Below are 16,458 nucleotides of genomic sequence, written 5' to 3'. Positions count from 1 at the left end.
ATTATTCACCACCCTGGTTGAATAAGAACTGACCGATTAACTCTTCTAAAACAAGCGCTGATTTTGTATCAGTAATGTAGTCACCATCTGCAAGCGCTTTGCTTTCAACACCAAATAGATCATCTAGATCTGTATCATGCTCACTTGCTGTTACATCTTCACCCATACAGCGTTGCTCAGCAGATTCAGGGGCAATAACAGGGTTAATGCCTAAGTACTGCTCACCTAAAATACCTGATGTCAAAATAGAGATTGATGTTGTGTCTGAAAACTTACATAAGTAATTTGCATCAATCGCCATATTTACCACAGGCACAAACTCTTTTGGGTGAATAAAGATTGATTCAACTCGGCCAACAACTACACCACCTACTTTAATCGGCGCACGTGCTTTTAAAGAACCAATGTTTTCAAACTTTGCGTTCAGTTGGTAAGTCTCACCACTACCACTAATGCCGGCATTCGCAACTTTAAATGCTAATAATGCAAATGCAGCAATACCAAGGGCTACAAAAAAGCCAACTAATATTTCTAATTTCCGTGAATTCATCTTTATACCCTAATTAGCTGGTAAACATTACCGCTGTTAAAATAAAGTCAAAACCTAATACTGCCAATGACGAGTGCACAACGGTTTCTGTTGTCGCTTTACTGATCCCCTCAGATGTAGGAACACAGTCATAGCCTTTATAAAGTGCAATCCAAGTCACAATCATGGCGAATACAAAACTCTTAATCATGCCGTTCACAATATCTTGTTGGAACGACACTTGCGCTTGCATGATTGACCAGAAGCTTCCTGAGTCAACACCAAGCCAATCAACACCCACTAAATGAGCGCCGATAATAGCAACCGCAGAAAATATTAATGCAAGTAATGGCATACTGATAAAACCAGCCCAAAAACGCGGTGCAATAATGCGTTTAAGTGGATCAATCGCCATCATTTCTAAGCTTGATAATTGCTCGGTTGCTTTCATTAAACCAATTTCAGCAGTAAGTGCACTGCCCGCGCGGCCTGCAAACAGTAACGCAGTTACTACAGGGCCTAACTCCCGTAATAAGCTCAATGCCACTAAAGGCCCTAAGCTATCTTCAGCACCATAGCCTACTAATACGGTGTAACCCTGCAGGGCGAGCACCATACCGATGAATAAGCCTGACACCATAATGATTAAAAGAGATTGCGAGCCCACCATATATAATTGGCGAACAAGTAAAGGCGTGCCTTTTTTGAAGTTCGGCACATTAACGAGTGCACCAAACAGCATCTGAGTTGAACGGCCAAGCGCGGCAAAGCGCCCTAATGTTTTGTGACCTAACTTCTGGAATAGATCAAGCATTATGCACTCCTAGTAATTCATCATCATACGCAGGAGCTGGGAAATGGAATGGTACAGGACCATCCGATAAACCATTTAAGAACTGTTGCACAAGCTCAGATTCATGGTTTTGCATTTGCTCTGGTGAACCTTCGCCTATCACCCCTTGATCAGCAATGATGATCACGTGATCAGCAATGCTCATAACCTCTGTTACATCATGGGTCACGATAAGTGATGATAAACCTAGCACCTCATTCAGTGATTTAATTAGCTTAACTAACACACCCATAGAGATAGGATCTTGGCCAGCAAATGGCTCATCGTACATGATAAGCTCTGGATCAAGAGCAATTGAACGCGCTAAAGCAGCACGGCGAGCCATACCACCAGAAAGCTCAGACGGCATTAAGTCTTGTGCACCACGTAAGCCGACAGCTTGTAATTTCATTAAAACGACAAGACGAATTAAATCTTCACTGAGTTGAGTATGCTCACGCAAAGGAAAGGCGATATTGTCAAACACTGACATATCGGTAAATAAAGCGCCACTTTGAAACAGCATACTCATTTTCGTGCGGGCAGCATAAAGTTCCTTGCGAGTCATGCCAGGAATGCTGTTGCCTTCAAATAAAATGTCACCAGAATCAGGTTTAAGCTGACCGCCAATTAAGCGCAACATGGTGGTTTTACCAATGCCGCTTGGTCCCATGATAGCGGTAATCTTGCCTTTCGGAATGTTAAAACTCATATTTTTATATATGATTCTATCGCCCCGTGAAAAGGTTACATCCTTGATTTCTACTATTGATTGCGACAAGTCGCTCTCCATAACGTTTTTCACTAGTTTTGCCATTTTAAGGGTTTTTTAGTCAAGATGGAAAAAACAAATCGTAAAATTTTGTAATATTTTCTATCAATAAATTCTAAAGCTAGCTGCAAAGAGCTTAACGACACCTGAAATTTAGTTTCCTTACTAAGCACGCTTTATGCTCGCCAGCCCATTCTTTTACTTATACTTTCAGGTTCGCTTTTGTTACTATTTGCAGTCATCTGTATAAGTAATGTTGGCGTATCACAATGGTGACTTCTTTTGTCATTTTAATTATTGGTTTTGCTGCACTCGTTTGGAGTGCCGATCGGTTTGTTTATGGGGCGGCTGCACTCGCAAAAAATATGGGGATCCCCACCCTAATCATTGGTTTAACCGTTGTTGCTATGGGCTCATCAGCCCCTGAAATGATGGTATCTGCATCGGCAGCACTTGCTGATAAAACAGATACTGCAGTAGGTAATGCGGTCGGCTCTAACATTACTAACATCTTACTTGTACTTGGTGTCACAGCTTTACTACGCCCTCTTTCAGTATCTTCAATGACACTTAAACGCGAAATGCCGCTGGTACTGTTAATCTCAGTAGCCGCTTGGTATGTGTTCTCAGATAACTATTTTTCGTTCGCTGAAGGCATTGCCTTGATAATTGCTTTTGCTGTGTTTATTGGTGGTTTAGTTATTGTTTCTCTGCGTGCTAAAAACCAAGATGACCCATTTGTCAGCGAAGCATGTGAAGATGTTCCGAATGATGTCAGTACCAAATCTGCCGTATTTTGGTTAGTCATCGGCATGATTTTATTACCAATTAGTTCACACTTTTTAGTTGAATCAGCCGTTGATATTGCGAAATATTTTGGTCTATCAGACCTTGTAATAGGTTTAACCATAATTGCTATTGGTACCAGCCTACCAGAGCTGGCAGCCTGTATTGCTGGGGTATTAAAGAACGAAGACGATTTAGCGCTCGGGAATATCGTTGGCTCAAACATTTTCAATTTACTCGCCGTATTACCACTTGCAGGTATTATCAATCCGTCAATTATTGACCCTTCTGCGGCAAACCGCGATGCACTTATCATGATTGCAGCAACGATTGTGTTGATTGCCATGTCATTGAACTTTAAAGGTGCTCGTCGTATCAATAGAGTAGAAGGTGGCTTCTTGTTAGTCGCATTTATTGCATATCAGGGCTATATTTTCAGCCAAGTAGGATAATTAATGACACAACCTAGCTTTATCGCGCAGGGTAAGCGCGTACTCGAAATTGAAGCACAAGCTTTACAAGAAATTGAGCAATATATAAATCAAGATTTCGATAGCGCTTGCCAGTTAATGTTCCAATGTACAGGTCGTATTATTGTGATTGGTATGGGCAAGTCAGGCCACGTTGGTAATAAAATTGCGGCGACCCTTGCAAGTACTGGCACACCTGCATTTTTTGTTCACCCTGGCGAAGCAAGCCACGGTGATTTAGGCATGATCACCCGTGATGATGTGGTGATGTGTATTTCGAACTCAGGTGAGACCAGCGAAGTACTCAGCATTATCCCTGTTATTAAGCGCATTGGCGCAAAGATGATTTCACTAACAGGCAACCCAGACTCAACCATGGCAAAACTGTCTGATGTTCATGTGTGCATTAAAGTAAGCCAAGAGGCATGTCCGTTAGGCCTTGCGCCAACTGCAAGTACTACTGCAACCTTGGTTATGGGCGATGCAATGGCGGTTGCATTACTTGAAACCCGTGGTTTCACAGCCGATGACTTTGCGCTTTCACACCCGGGTGGCAGCTTAGGTAAACGTTTATTGCTTACATTAGATGATGTGATGCACGCAGGCGACGCCACACCAATCGTTAGCGAAACCCAAAGCATTAAAGACGCACTAATCGAAATGTCAGCCAAAGGCCTTGGTATGACCGCTGTAATCGGAGCAGACAAAAAGTTAGCCGGGTTATTCACTGATGGTGACTTACGCCGTATTTTAGAACAGCGCATCGATATCCATAGCACTACAATTAGCCAAGTGATGACCCGTTCATGTACAACTGCTCGCCCTGACATGCTTGCAGCCGAAGCTTTAAACATTATGGAACGCAAACGTATCAATGGTTTAATTGTGGTAGATCAAAGTAATACGCCAATTGGTGCCCTTAATATGCAAGACCTATTAAAAGCAGGAGTTCTCTAAGCAATGACATTCGCCGAGCTATACCAGCCTCTTAGCCCTGATGTGAGTCAGCGCGCACAAAAAGTAAAATTGCTAATCTGTGATATAGATGGTGTTTTTTCTGATGGCCGAATTTATTTAGGTAATGATGGCGAAGAGCTTAAAGCATTTAATACTAAAGATGGCTTTGGTATTAAAGCGCTCATTAATAGTGGCTTTGAAGTGGCTGTGATTACTGGCCGCCATTCACAAATAGTTCAGCAGCGAATGACTAGCCTAACAGTTCAGCACATTTATCAGGGACAAGAAGATAAGCTGATTGCTTATCAAGAGTTAAAAGATAAACTGGGGCTGACTGATGAACAAATTGCCTATATTGGTGATGATGGTCCAGACTTACCAGTAATGGAAAAAGTAGGGTTTGCTGTTGCTGTAAACGACGCACACCCACTGATTAAAAAGCTGGCTCATTACACCACATTATTACCAGGTGGCTTTGGAGCTGTGCGTGAATTAACTGATTTACTGATGTTAGAAAACGGTAAGCCGTTAACTAGCGATGGAACCAGCGCATGAATATAGCCCGTATTTTACTGAGTATTGTTTTTGTTTGTTGCATGGTGTGGTTATGGTACCCGTACTTTAACCAATCAACAGACACAATAACTAGTGAAGACGAGATCATCGCAACACCTGATTACACTGCTGTGGCGTTAAAGCAAACAGCGTATGATGAGCAAGGCAAAATTAGTCATAAAGTGGCTGCTGCTAAAATGGAGTTGTATCAACAATTAGGGTTTACCTTTTTTGAGCAACCTATTTTTACTATTTATGGCGACCAGCATGTTTGGCAAGTAAAAGCCAAAGAAGCCACATTGTATGAAAACGATCAGCTGATTTTTGAAGGGGATGTAGTTGCTAAAAACTTAACCCACAACGGCATGATTGAAGATATAAAAGCAGAAAACATTAATGTCGATATTGATAAAATGACCATGTTTTCTAAGCAACCTGTGACACTAACAGGACCGAATTTAAAGATTACCGGTAAAGGCTTAAAAGCCGATTTAAAAACCGAAATTGTTGAGTTAACTAACCATACACGAACCATATACTATGACCAATAAACTGAAGAAATTACTCCTGATCCCAAGCTTATTGATTGCCTTTTCGGGCGCAGCTGCCGAGCAAACAGGCGCTCAAATTAGCATTAGCTCAGATCGCCAAGTAGGTAAACTAAAAGATGGCGTTGGCATATTTGAAGGTAACGTAGAGATCGTGCATGGTAATCGTCGTATTACCGCTGAACGCCTTGAAGCACACGGCGGTGACACCGAGGGTACAGTAGAGTTAATTATTGCCACAGGTAAGCCTGCTTACTTCGAAGAAAAGCAAACTGATGGCACCGTGATGAGCGCCAGCGCCGAAGAAGTTCGTTATGATGTTGCAAAACGCTTCTTAACCTTAAATGGTGAAGCTGAAGTTACTCAAGCAGGTCAAAAAGTAACAGCAAAAAGCATTACCTATGATATGGCACAGCAGCTGATCAGTGCTGAAAAAGACGAAAACTCAACAGATCGTGTACACACTATTTTAGTGCCTGTTGAAAATAAAAAAGATAATAAAGGCCAACCATGAGCACATTAAAAGCAGAGCTTTTAGCTAAAAGCTACAAAGGCCGCCAAGTGGTTAAAAATGTCGGCCTTGAAGTTGAAGCGGGCAGCATTGTTGGCTTGCTTGGCCCAAATGGTGCAGGTAAAACCACCACCTTCTATATGATTGTAGGCCTAGTCCCAAGCGACAAAGGTAAAATCAGCATTGATGATAACGATATTACCCTTTTGCCAATGCACAATCGTGCCCGCTTAGGTATCGGCTATCTGCCACAAGAATCGTCAATTTTTCGAAAGTTAACGGTTTACCAAAACTTGATGGCTATTTTAGAAACCCGTAAAGATCTAAACAAAGCAGGTCGCGAAGAAACACTTAATAGCTTACTCGATGAATTTAGTATTCAACACATTCGTGACAGCCAAGGTATGGCGCTGTCAGGTGGTGAGCGACGCCGTGTAGAAATTGCTCGCGCATTAGCCGCTAATCCTAAATTTATCCTTTTAGATGAGCCTTTTGCTGGTGTTGATCCAATTTCAGTGTTAGATATAAAGAAAATTATTGAGCACCTAAAAAATCGTGGTATCGGTGTACTAATTACTGACCATAATGTTCGAGAAACCCTTGATGTTTGTGAAAAAGCCTACATTGTTTCTCATGGGGAGCTAATTGCATCAGGCACACCTGAGCACGTATTAGCAGACCAAACTGTACGCGATGTATATCTAGGCGAGCAATTCAGGCTGTAACCATTACGCCAGCGACTAGAGCATCTGCTAGACTTATAACAATGACAATAAATCGATAACTGTGTTTTTACAGTTATCGATAACTTTAAAAGGATTGTTAGGGATACATGAGGCAATCATTACAGCTGCGCATGGGCCAGCAACTTACAATGACTCCACAACTGCAACAAGCGATTCGTTTGTTGCAGCTCAGTACATTGGATCTCCAGCAAGAAATTCAAGAAGCGCTTGATAGTAATCCCCTACTTGAAGTGGAAGAAGCGGATTACAATGAAGAAAGCACCGGCAAGAATGAGCAAAAAGCGGAGTCTGACGATGTGCAAGTCAGCGCGTCTGCCGAAGAAGCACCTAGCGAGTACGAGCAAGAAAGTAGTGATGCTCTCAATAAAGACACCGTAAGCGATGACTTAGCCATGGATGTTACTTGGGATGAGTACATGAGTGCCGCCCCTTCAACATCGTCAGGGCCAATGCCTGAAGATGAATCTATCTATCAAGGTGCATCAACCGAAACCCTTCACGAATACCTAATGTGGCAATTACAGCTCACGCCATTTAGCCCTACTGATGAAGCGATTGCTGTGGCAATTGTAGAAGCTATCGATGATTCAGGTATTTTAACGGTAAGCTGTGAAGATATAGTCGAAAGCTTTAATCAAAATAACGATGAAGAAGAAATCGAACTTGATGAAGTCGAAGCGGTCTTAAAAAGAATTCAGTTATTTGATCCTGTGGGTATTGGCGCGCGCAGTTTACAAGAATGTCTGTGCATTCAGCTACGCCAATTCGATGCCGATACGCCATATTTAGCTGAAACTAAAATGGTTTTATCTGAGCATATCGAATTATTAGCGAGTCGCGACTATCGAACTTTGATGAAAAAGACTAAGCTTAAAGAAAACGAGCTTAAAGAAGTTATGACGCTCATCCACAGCTTAAACCCTAAGCCTGCGGATAGCATAGTACGCGAAGAGTCTGAGTACGTCATACCTGATGTATCAGTGAAAAAAGTAAAAGGTCGCTGGGTAGTCGAGTTAAACCCAGATTGTATGCCAAAGATTAGAGTGAACAGCCAATATGCAGCTATGTCTCGCTCAGTTAAATCAAGTAGCGACAGCCAATTTATTCGTTCTCACTTACAAGAAGCAAAGTGGTTTATTAAGAGCTTAGAAAGCCGTAACGATACGCTATTAAAGGTGACCAACTGTATCGTTCAACAACAACAAGCTTTCTTTGAACATGGCCCTGAAGCAATGAAGCCGATGGTGCTAAATGATGTTGCTGAAATGGTCGAAATGCATGAATCGACGATTTCACGGGTAACAACGCAAAAATATATGCATACCCCACGGGGTATTTTTGAGTTGAAATATTTCTTCTCAAGCCATGTCAGCACCGAAAATGGTGGTGAGTGTTCTTCTACAGCAATACGCGCTTTAATCAAGAAGTTAGTCGCTGCAGAAAACTCAGCTAAACCATTGAGTGATAGCAAAATTGCAGATATATTGGCTGAGCAAGGAATTAAAGTAGCTAGACGTACAATTGCAAAATATCGTGAGTCTCTAGCAATACCTCCGTCTAATCAGCGTAAGAGTCTGATTTAGACGTTTTACATAGAAGGAAAAATGCTTATGCAACTAAATTTAACTGGTCGTCATGTAGAAATCACAGATTCATTAAGAGACTATGTAAACACCAAGTTTGCGAAACTAGAAAGGCATTTTGACCATATTAATAATGTTCATGTCATTCTAGATGTAGAAAAATTAAGCCAAAAAGCAGAAGCAACTTTACATGTAAACGGAGGCGAATTATTCGCTTCTACAGAACATCAAGATATGTACGCAGCCATTGACTCACTGATCGATAAACTTGATCGCCAAGTCATTAAACACAAAGAGAAATTAGCTCGACATTAAATTATGAAACTAAGTTCACTTACTAACCAGGACTGCAGCAAAGCTGCGGTCCTTTTTAATAGCAAAAAAAGAATTCTTGAATATATCAGCGAACTGGCCCACCAGCAGCTTCCTCATTTATCGCAACAAGATATCCTAGATGCTTTACTCAACCGAGAAAAACTAGGTAGCACCGGCATTGGCCGAGGTATTGCTATTCCACATGGCCGAATGAGCGGCGCAGATGAGCCTCATGCATTTGTGATAGTGAGTGAATCCCCTATTAATTTTGATGCAATTGATAATCGTCCAGTTGATATTTTTGTGGCACTCATCGTACCAGATGGTGACTGTCAGCTTCACCTAAAGACCTTATCAACAATTGCTGATAGACTTAAAGATAAAGAATTTTGTAAACAGCTGCGTAGTGCTACTACCGATCAGCAACTGTTTCAGGTCATATCAGCAGAGGCATAAATGGAATTAATAATTATCAGCGGTCGCTCAGGCTCAGGTAAATCGGTCGCTTTACGAGTACTTGAAGACTTAGGCTATTATTGCGTTGATAATATTCCGGTTAATTTACTGCCTTCGCTCGTACGTAGTGTGTCTGATAACTACGATAAAATAGCGGTCAGTATCGACGTACGTAACTTACCGAAAGAGCAGCAAGAATTTAATGATATTCTTGAGTACCTGCCAGGTTTCGCAAACCCAACACTATTCTATTTAGACAGTGATGACCAAACTCTGATCAAGCGCTTTTCAGAAACACGCCGCTTGCATCCACTATCTATTGATTCTTTGCCGCTTGATCTGGCCATTAAACAAGAAAAAATCCTGCTTGATGTGTTGATCACTCGCGCTGACTTTATGATTGATACCACTGATCTGAGTGTTCATCAGTTAGCAGAATCAATTCGCGAAAAGATTTTAGGTAAAAAAGATAAAAAGCTAATTATTACTTTTATGTCGTTTGGCTTTAAGCATGGTATTCCAAAAGAAGCTGACTACGTTTTTGATGCACGCTTTTTACCTAACCCACACTGGGAACCTGATTTAAAGCCACTAACTGGCCTTGATCAACCAGTAAAAGATTACCTAGCTAGCCACAGCATAGTGCAAAAGTTCACTTGGCAAATACAAACCTTTGTGCAAACTTGGTTGCCACATTTAGAGCGTAATAACCGCAGTTACCTGACCATTGCTATTGGTTGCACCGGCGGCCAGCATCGCTCTGTTTACTTAGCGCAAACAATTGGTGAGAGCTTTGCCAAAAGCCATGCTAATGTAAAAATCCGCCACCGCGAACAAGACATTTAATTAGGCACCAACAATGCACGCTGAAGATACCTTTTTAATTCAAAACAAACTTGGCTTACATGCTCGTGCTGCTACTGTTTTAGCGCAATTAGCACTGCAATTTGATGCCAAAATTACGCTTTATCAAGATGATAAAGAAGCTGAAGGCGACAGCGTGTTAGCATTAATGCTACTTGAAAGTAGTCAGGGTAAAGAAGTTCGCGTTGTGTGTGAAGGCCCTGACGCCGATGCTGCATTAACGGCAATCGGCGAATTAATTGCACAACGCTTCCACGAGCAAGAATAGCATTTGCTAAGACTTCAAGGTTTACGGTAAACTTAATTCGGATATTTAAAATTCCCTTTAAATATCCTACTTTTATATCGCTCGCTTTTCTAAATTACAAAACTCTTAATAAATTTATCGCAGTGCGACGATATCTCTGCAAATACACTACAAAGCAACTATGCTGTATTTGCTTAGCCTATTTAAACTTTTTTCAGTTGTAAGGACGCCAATGCCAGAAGCCTTTGAACAAGATTACCCACTACAACAACTCAAACAAGTGACCAAGTCACTCAATAGTGGTCAATTTGTTCAAGTGCGCGGTATGTTAGCCAAAACGGCACCTTGTGATACAGCCCTTTTACTTGAATCTTCTCCCCATAAAATTCGTCGTATGCTTTGGCAGCTGGTTGATCCAGATGTCCGTGGTGATGTTCTAGAAGAACTCTCTGAAGATGTACGTCTTGGCATTATTGCCCAGATGGAGCCTGAGCACATTGCTGCTGCCACTGAAGATATGGACGACGATGACTTAGGTGAGGTTTTACGTAGTCTTCCTGATACCGTATATCAAGACGTTGTCAGTGCCATGGATTCGCAAGATAGAGAGAGAGCAACTCAAGCACTTTCTTATCAAGAGCGCTCAGCCGGTGCCTTGATGAACAGCGATACGGTCACCATTCGTCCTGACGTTACTCTCGATGTTGTACTGCGCTATTTACGCTTACGAGGTGAGCTACCAGAGGGTACCGATGACTTATATGTAGTTGATAAGCATAACTGCTTTTTAGGCGCGCTTTCATTAACTACATTGCTGACCAGTCCTTCAGATAAAATTGTTCGTGATTTAATGGATGAAGACTGTGAGTCAATCCTAATCTCTATGGATGAAAGTGATGTAGCGCAACTGTTCGAGCGTCACAACTGGATTTCAGCGCCTGTTGTGGATGATAACGCTCACTTGCTTGGTCGTATTACCATTGATGATATCGTTGACGTAATCCGTGAAGATGCAGAGCACAGCATGCTAAGCCTCGCTGGTCTTGACGACGAAGAAGATACCTTTGCGCCAGTGCTAAAAAGTTCGCAGCGTCGCTCTATTTGGCTTGGGGTTAACTTATTAACCGCATTGTTAGCAGCCATTGTGGCAAGCTTTTTCGAAAACACCTTAGCAATCTTGCCTATTTTAGCGGTACTCAATGGTATCGTCCCTTCAATGGGGGGTGTTGCGGGTAGCCAAACCCTAACTCTGGTTATTCGTGGTATAGCGGTTGGTCATATCAACCAAACCAACCAACGCTTCTTATTACTTAAGGAGTTAGCGATTGGCGCACTGAATGGCATTATTTGGTCGATATTAATTGCTGGTGTGGTTGCCCTATGGCAGTGGGACTTTAAACTCGGCGCAGTGCTGGCCTTTGCAATGTTTATGAATCTTGTTGCCGCTGGTATTGCGGGTGCGAGCATTCCATTAATTCTTAAGAAAATGAAAATTGACCCAGCCCTTGCAGGGAGCGTAGTGCTGACAACCGTCACTGATATTGTTGGTATCTTTGCCTTTTTAGGCACCGCGACTTGGTTATTGATCTAATACCAATTCGCAATAATACTTAGTTAAGCGAATTGGTATAAATAAAAACGGCCCTTAAAGGGCCGTATTTATATCTATTTACTTTGCGCGCTGCTTATTTTTACCTACTCGAGGTTTGGTATTGGCCTTTTTAAACTGGCTAAAACCGGTGTGACGAGTCAGTGCCGCACGGCCTTTACCGCCCTTTCCTCTAGCAGCTTTCTCGTTACGACCTTCTTCAGGTACCAAACAGTTCGGTCCTTTACCGATTAGATTCGCTTTGCCCATTTTTCTTAGTGCTTCACGGATCATCGGCCAACCAGCAGGATCGTGGTAACGTAAAATCGCTTTGTGTAAGCGACGCTGGCGTGCGCCTTTTGGAACAGGCACTTGCTCAGTATTGTTCTTAATATTACGCAGCGAGTTCATCTCAGTGTGATAAATCGTGGTTGCATTGGCCATCGGCGATGGATAAAAGTTTTGCACTTGATCAAGCTTAAAGTCATTAGACTTTAACCACAACGCCATGTTCACCATGTCTTCGTCTTTCGTTCCTGGGTGAGCAGAAATAAAATACGGGATCAAATACTGCTTTTTACCCGCTTCTTTTGAGTATTTATCAAATAGCTCTTTAAACTTATCGTAAGCTCCCATGCCCGGCTTCATCATCTTAGACAATGGACCATCTTCAGTATGCTCAGGGGCAATTTTTAAGTACCCGCCTACGTGATGGGTAACCAACTCTTTTACATAGCGAGGGTCTTCTACAGCTAAGTCATAACGTACGCCAGACGCAATCAAAATTTTCTTTACACCTTTTACATCACGGGCTTTTTTATAAAGCTCAATAGTTGGGGTGTGATCCGTGTCCATGTGCTTACAGATATCAGGATAAACACATGATAAACGTCGGCATGTACTCTCTGCTTTTTTACTCTTACAGCGCAACTTGTACATATTCGCTGTCGGTCCACCTAAGTCAGAGATAACCCCAGTGAAGCCCGGTACTCTGTCACGAATTTGCTCAATTTCATCAATAATTGATTGCTCAGAACGGCTTTGAATAATACGTCCTTCGTGCTCTGTAATCGAACAGAAAGAACAGCCACCAAAGCAACCACGCATGATGTTCACCGAGGTTTTAATCATTTCATAGGCTGGGATTTTTTCATCGCCGTAGCTTGGGTGTGGAATACGCTGATATGGCAAACCAAATACGCCATCCATTTCTTCAGTTTCAAGCGGAAATGCAGGCGGGTTAACCCAAATAGAACGATCGCCATGGCGTTGAAATAACGCACGGGCGCAACCTGGGTTTGTTTCTTGGTGCAAAATACGCGAGGCATGGGCATAAAGCGGTTTATTTACGCTTACTTGCTCATACGCTGGCAGCTTAACGTAGGTCTTTTCCCAAGGCTTAGGACGAGCTGGCTGAATAGTGATTGGCTTAGCCGCCTCGGCACTTAAATCAATACCTGCTTTTTTAAATTCAGATTTACTACAACCCACATCATCTGCGCCATACGGGTTTGGAATTGGATCAATCTTACCTATTTTATCTATTGCAGTTGAGTCACTACCACGCCAACCCGGTAATGGTTCTTTACGAATAACCGCAGTACCACGAATATCTTGAATTGTCTCTACCGACTCACCCGCGGCAATACGGTGGGCAACTTCAACAAGTGGGCGCTCAGCATTACCGTAAATTAGAATGTCAGCTTTGGCATCAAACAATACGCTACGGCGTACTTTTTCTTGCCAATAATCATAATGAGCAATACGGCGTAAACTCGCCTCAATACCACCAATGATCAGCGGCACATCTTTATAAGCTTCGCGACAGCGTTGGCTGTATACAACTACCGCACGGTCAGGACGTTTACCGCCTATGTTACCCGGCGTATAAGCATCATCATGACGCATACGCTTTTCAGCAGTATAACGGTTGATCATCGAGTCCATATTACCCGCTGTAACACCAAAGAATAAGTTAGGCTTACCTAACGCCATAAAGGCATCTTTTGAGTTCCAATCAGGCTGTGCAATTATACCCACACGAAAACCCTGTGACTCAAGCATACGCCCTATCACAGCCATACCGAAACTTGGGTGATCTACATACGCATCACCACTGACAATGATCACGTCACAGCTATCCCAGCCTAACGCGTCCATTTCTGCACGAGTGGTTGGTAAAAATGGCGCCGTGCCATAGCATTCAGCCCAATACTTAGGGTAAGAAAACAGGCCTCGCTCGGCTTTTAATGCGCTCATAAAGTGTACTCTGCTAACAAAAGGGGCGAATTATACCTCAGTCTTATAGATTATTATAGAAAACAAAACGCCCTTCACATGGGAGGGCGCTGTTTAATTAATATGCTTTTGTTGAAACTTTCTATTGTTTAGCTTGCAGGTAGGTAATTAACTCTTTTTCTGGCATAGGCTTAGCATACATGAAGCCTTGCACTTCATCACAGCCAAGCTGGGCTAAATAATCTGCTTGCGCTTGTGTCTCGACCCCTTCTGCTATGGTTTTTAAGCCTAACCTTGCACCAAGAGAAATAATTAACGCAGCAATCGCTTGACAATCTTGACCTGGTAAATCTTTAATAAAGGCGCGATCTATTTTAAGTCTGTCTAGCGGAAGTTTTTGCAAGTAACTTAACGATGAGAACCCTGTACCAAAGTCGTCAATCGCAATCTCGATACCAAACTCTTTAAGCTCTTTTAATGTGGTGATCACATTAGCTAGCTCATCCATTACCACGCTTTCGGTCACTTCGAGTTCAATAAATTGCGGCTTTACATCGTACTTAATTAAAGTGTCTTTAACCTGCTGCGCATAGCCTTTAACTTTAAACTGCGGCACTGAAACATTCACAGCAATGCTAATTGCAAAGCCCATTGCTTCGAGGCGCTTTTGCTGCATACATGCTTGCTCTAGCACCCATTGCCCTATATCAACAATTAAACCGGCATCTTCAGCCATTGGAACGAAAATCGCCGGCGAAATATACTGGCCATTACCTGACGGCCAACGCAGTAGCGCTTCACAGCCAATGATTTCAAGTGTATTTAAATCAAGTTGTGGCTGAAACCAAACCTCTAATTTACGCTGCTCAAAATCTTGACGAAGCTGTCTGATGATCCCTAAACGCCAAGCCATTTTCTCTTCCATGTCTGGGGTATACGTCACCACCATTTCAGAAGATTGTTTTTTAGCTTGGTTAAGCGCAATGTAGCCCAGCTTTAAGGTCTCGATCCCTGCTTGTAAGAAATCACCTTGATAACATAGGCCAATATTAAAGTTGATTGGTAAAATGTGTTCACCGGCATTAAACGGCAAACTTAAATGCTCGCGTAGTAGCTCAACATCACATTCACCAACGGGTAACAGTAAGCCAAACACATCTGCACCAATGCGCGATAGCAGCTTTGCATTTGGGTATTCTTGATGTAGCCTATCAACAATGGCATTTAGTAATAAGTTACCAATCTCTTGGCCTAAGCCATTATTAATATCTGAGAATTGCGCAACATCAATTAATAAAAAGACATAGTCACTTTTACCCGGCTGGTAGTAACGCTCCACTTTATTCATGAAATCATTACGATTCGATAAGCCAGTTAAAACATCTTTATAAGCTGCATCACGTAAACGGTTGAACAACCTAACATTATCAAGACCAACACTGACATTGGTTAAAAATATCTCTGCAAATTGTAGTTGTGAAGGACTTGGTGTGTGCTCGGTTTCTAAGTAAATAGCTGCTTGGCGGTTTTTGCTTTTTAATAAATACGTACTGTCTACATCGGTGTGCTGATGCTCACCTTGGGCTAGGCAGTTATTAACTTGCATGATAATACGGCCATCATCAAGCTGCTCAATACCCTGGCCAATAAACTCATTATATTCAGCACAACCACCTAAAACATAAACCTGGTTATCATCTTCGATAGAGCCACACAGTAAACCTTGCGGTTCGCAATCTAAAATAATTGAGAGCTGCTTAATCACTGCCATTGAAAAGGCTTTGATATCAGTAAAACCAAGAATAGCCTTAGATGCATACAAAATATTATTTAACGCGCGGCTTTGAAATTCGAGCTGACATACTTGCTCATAAGATCGAATAGCCGTTACAAGGGCGGTGATAAGTTTACTACGTGTTAGTTCTGTTTTTGTTTTGTAGTCGTTAATATCGTATTCGCGGATCACTTTTTCTTCAGGTGCATAGCCTGGTTGTCCGGTGCGTAAAATAATGCGCACATTGTGATTATTGAGGCACTCTCTAACCTGCTTTACAACTTGCAAGCCAGCATCATCTGACTCCATAACCACATCAAGGAGTATTACCGAAATCGTATGGTCATTTTTAAGTAATTCGAGCGCTTCTGCACCTGAGTAGGCATGATGGAATCGCAGCCCTTTATCCCAAAACTCTACGCCTGAGAGGGCAAGCTTAGTAACTGAATGTATTTCTGGATCATCATCGACAATTAATACGTCCCAAAAATCAGAGACAGTTTCATCCACTAACTGTTCGTCATCTTGGTCACTAAACAAAAAGTCGTTACTCTCTGATGCCATTAATAATTCCTTAGAGTGATCCCCGTAATACTGTAACTATGGCGCCACTCCATTTTACAGCGATGCTCAAAATTCTATCACTTATTTAACTATGATACATTAGTGATAGCTTATATAGTATCA

General features: G+C 42.1%; 17 protein-coding genes. 12 read left to right on the top strand and 5 right to left on the bottom strand.

Annotation, left to right across the window (positions count from 1 at the left end; translation table 11 throughout):
* Position 1: 1 nt before the first annotated feature.
* The 3 genes from mlaD to AN213_RS16685 are packed head-to-tail and all read right to left on the bottom strand — an operon-like array spanning position 2 to position 2,154.
* Positions 2-550 (bottom strand): outer membrane lipid asymmetry maintenance protein MlaD, encoded by a 549-nt coding sequence (mlaD, locus tag AN213_RS16695; RefSeq protein ID WP_054561096.1) that lies wholly within the window; start codon positions 548-550, stop codon positions 2-4.
* A 13-nt stretch (positions 551-563) separates the two neighbouring features.
* A complete protein-coding gene (gene mlaE / locus AN213_RS16690) occupies positions 564-1,343 on the bottom strand; it encodes a lipid asymmetry maintenance ABC transporter permease subunit MlaE (protein ID WP_054554167.1) in 780 nt (259 codons plus the stop codon).
* The gene (locus AN213_RS16685; RefSeq protein ID WP_082401555.1) at positions 1,336-2,154 is read right to left on the bottom strand and encodes an ATP-binding cassette domain-containing protein; all 819 of its coding nucleotides are present in this window, start codon (positions 2,152-2,154) and stop codon (positions 1,336-1,338) included. Before AN213_RS16685 ends, mlaE begins: the two co-directional genes overlap by 8 nt.
* 248 nt (positions 2,155-2,402) lie before the next feature.
* Between AN213_RS16685 and AN213_RS16680 the strand changes: the two genes are divergently transcribed.
* The 12 genes from AN213_RS16680 to mgtE all read left to right on the top strand — a co-directional run bounded on the left by AN213_RS16680 (position 2,403) and on the right by mgtE (position 11,762).
* Positions 2,403-3,371 (top strand): calcium/sodium antiporter, encoded by a 969-nt coding sequence (locus AN213_RS16680; RefSeq protein ID WP_055199191.1) that lies wholly within the window; start codon positions 2,403-2,405, stop codon positions 3,369-3,371.
* 3 nt (positions 3,372-3,374) lie between these two features.
* Positions 3,375-4,346 (top strand): KpsF/GutQ family sugar-phosphate isomerase, encoded by a 972-nt coding sequence (locus tag AN213_RS16675; protein ID WP_055199190.1) that lies wholly within the window; start codon positions 3,375-3,377, stop codon positions 4,344-4,346.
* A gap of 3 nt (positions 4,347-4,349) precedes the next feature.
* A complete protein-coding gene (gene kdsC, locus AN213_RS16670; protein WP_054561100.1) occupies positions 4,350-4,901 on the top strand; it encodes a 3-deoxy-manno-octulosonate-8-phosphatase KdsC in 552 nt (183 codons plus the stop codon).
* A complete protein-coding gene (lptC, locus tag AN213_RS16665; protein ID WP_054561101.1) occupies positions 4,898-5,452 on the top strand; it encodes an LPS export ABC transporter periplasmic protein LptC in 555 nt (184 codons plus the stop codon). Before kdsC ends, lptC begins: the two co-directional genes overlap by 4 nt.
* On the top strand, positions 5,442-5,963 hold the full coding sequence (lptA, locus tag AN213_RS16660) for a lipopolysaccharide transport periplasmic protein LptA (protein WP_054561102.1): 522 nt from the start codon (positions 5,442-5,444) through the stop codon (positions 5,961-5,963). The genes lptC and lptA overlap by 11 nt, the downstream gene beginning before the upstream one ends.
* Positions 5,960-6,685, top strand: coding sequence for an LPS export ABC transporter ATP-binding protein (lptB, locus tag AN213_RS16655; RefSeq protein ID WP_054561103.1), 726 nt, complete (start codon positions 5,960-5,962; stop codon positions 6,683-6,685). Before lptA ends, lptB begins: the two co-directional genes overlap by 4 nt.
* Before the next feature lie 107 nt (positions 6,686-6,792).
* On the top strand, positions 6,793-8,289 hold the full coding sequence (locus tag AN213_RS16650; protein WP_054561104.1) for an RNA polymerase factor sigma-54: 1,497 nt from the start codon (positions 6,793-6,795) through the stop codon (positions 8,287-8,289).
* A gap of 27 nt (positions 8,290-8,316) precedes the next feature.
* Entirely contained in the window at positions 8,317-8,604 is a 288-nt protein-coding gene (gene hpf / locus AN213_RS16645) for a ribosome hibernation promoting factor (RefSeq protein WP_036971325.1), read from the top strand.
* 3 nt (positions 8,605-8,607) lie between these two features.
* Positions 8,608-9,060 carry a PTS IIA-like nitrogen regulatory protein PtsN gene (gene ptsN, locus AN213_RS16640; RefSeq protein ID WP_054561106.1) on the top strand — a complete coding sequence of 151 codons (453 nt, stop codon included), beginning with the start codon at positions 8,608-8,610 and terminating at the stop codon, positions 9,058-9,060.
* Positions 9,061-9,906 (top strand): RNase adapter RapZ, encoded by an 846-nt coding sequence (gene rapZ, locus AN213_RS16635; RefSeq protein WP_054561107.1) that lies wholly within the window; start codon positions 9,061-9,063, stop codon positions 9,904-9,906.
* Between the two features lie 13 nt (positions 9,907-9,919).
* On the top strand, positions 9,920-10,192 hold the full coding sequence (locus AN213_RS16630) for an HPr family phosphocarrier protein (RefSeq protein WP_054561108.1): 273 nt from the start codon (positions 9,920-9,922) through the stop codon (positions 10,190-10,192).
* Between the two features lie 211 nt (positions 10,193-10,403).
* Positions 10,404-11,762, top strand: a complete 1,359-nt coding sequence (gene mgtE, locus AN213_RS16625; RefSeq protein WP_054561109.1) for a magnesium transporter — start codon at positions 10,404-10,406, stop codon at positions 11,760-11,762.
* Between the two features lie 78 nt (positions 11,763-11,840).
* Here the strand turns inward: mgtE and AN213_RS16620 are convergent, their stop codons facing one another.
* Together AN213_RS16620 and AN213_RS16615 are read right to left on the bottom strand one after the other, a co-directional pair.
* Positions 11,841-14,018: a YgiQ family radical SAM protein gene (locus AN213_RS16620; protein ID WP_054561110.1), complete on the bottom strand. Its 2,178-nt coding sequence runs from the start codon at positions 14,016-14,018 to the stop codon at positions 11,841-11,843.
* A 121-nt stretch (positions 14,019-14,139) separates the two neighbouring features.
* Positions 14,140-16,335, bottom strand: coding sequence for an EAL domain-containing protein (locus tag AN213_RS16615; protein WP_054561111.1), 2,196 nt, complete (start codon positions 16,333-16,335; stop codon positions 14,140-14,142).
* Positions 16,336-16,458: the final 123 nt, after the last annotated feature.

The organism is Pseudoalteromonas sp. P1-8 (genome assembly GCF_001399985.1).
Classification (GTDB): domain Bacteria; phylum Pseudomonadota; class Gammaproteobacteria; order Enterobacterales; family Alteromonadaceae; genus Pseudoalteromonas.
This window is presented reverse-complemented; position numbering and strand designations above follow the sequence as displayed.

Coding starts and splice junctions, on each gene's coding strand:
- AN213_RS16620 (WP_054561110.1), bottom strand. CDS start 14,018: ATGAGCGCATTAAAAGCCGAGCGAGGCCTGTTTTCTTACCCTAAGTAT.
- lptC (WP_054561101.1), top strand. CDS start 4,898: ATGAATATAGCCCGTATTTTACTGAGTATTGTTTTTGTTTGTTGCATG.
- mgtE (WP_054561109.1), top strand. CDS start 10,404: ATGCCAGAAGCCTTTGAACAAGATTACCCACTACAACAACTCAAACAA.
- ptsN (WP_054561106.1), top strand. CDS start 8,608: ATGAAACTAAGTTCACTTACTAACCAGGACTGCAGCAAAGCTGCGGTC.
- lptA (WP_054561102.1), top strand. CDS start 5,442: ATGACCAATAAACTGAAGAAATTACTCCTGATCCCAAGCTTATTGATT.
- rapZ (WP_054561107.1), top strand. CDS start 9,061: ATGGAATTAATAATTATCAGCGGTCGCTCAGGCTCAGGTAAATCGGTC.
- AN213_RS16615 (WP_054561111.1), bottom strand. CDS start 16,335: ATGGCATCAGAGAGTAACGACTTTTTGTTTAGTGACCAAGATGACGAA.
- AN213_RS16650 (WP_054561104.1), top strand. CDS start 6,793: ATGAGGCAATCATTACAGCTGCGCATGGGCCAGCAACTTACAATGACT.
- AN213_RS16675 (WP_055199190.1), top strand. CDS start 3,375: ATGACACAACCTAGCTTTATCGCGCAGGGTAAGCGCGTACTCGAAATT.
- AN213_RS16685 (WP_082401555.1), bottom strand. CDS start 2,154: ATGGAGAGCGACTTGTCGCAATCAATAGTAGAAATCAAGGATGTAACC.
- mlaE (WP_054554167.1), bottom strand. CDS start 1,343: ATGCTTGATCTATTCCAGAAGTTAGGTCACAAAACATTAGGGCGCTTT.
- mlaD (WP_054561096.1), bottom strand. CDS start 550: ATGAATTCACGGAAATTAGAAATATTAGTTGGCTTTTTTGTAGCCCTT.
- hpf (WP_036971325.1), top strand. CDS start 8,317: ATGCAACTAAATTTAACTGGTCGTCATGTAGAAATCACAGATTCATTA.
- AN213_RS16680 (WP_055199191.1), top strand. CDS start 2,403: ATGGTGACTTCTTTTGTCATTTTAATTATTGGTTTTGCTGCACTCGTT.
- AN213_RS16630 (WP_054561108.1), top strand. CDS start 9,920: ATGCACGCTGAAGATACCTTTTTAATTCAAAACAAACTTGGCTTACAT.
- lptB (WP_054561103.1), top strand. CDS start 5,960: ATGAGCACATTAAAAGCAGAGCTTTTAGCTAAAAGCTACAAAGGCCGC.
- kdsC (WP_054561100.1), top strand. CDS start 4,350: ATGACATTCGCCGAGCTATACCAGCCTCTTAGCCCTGATGTGAGTCAG.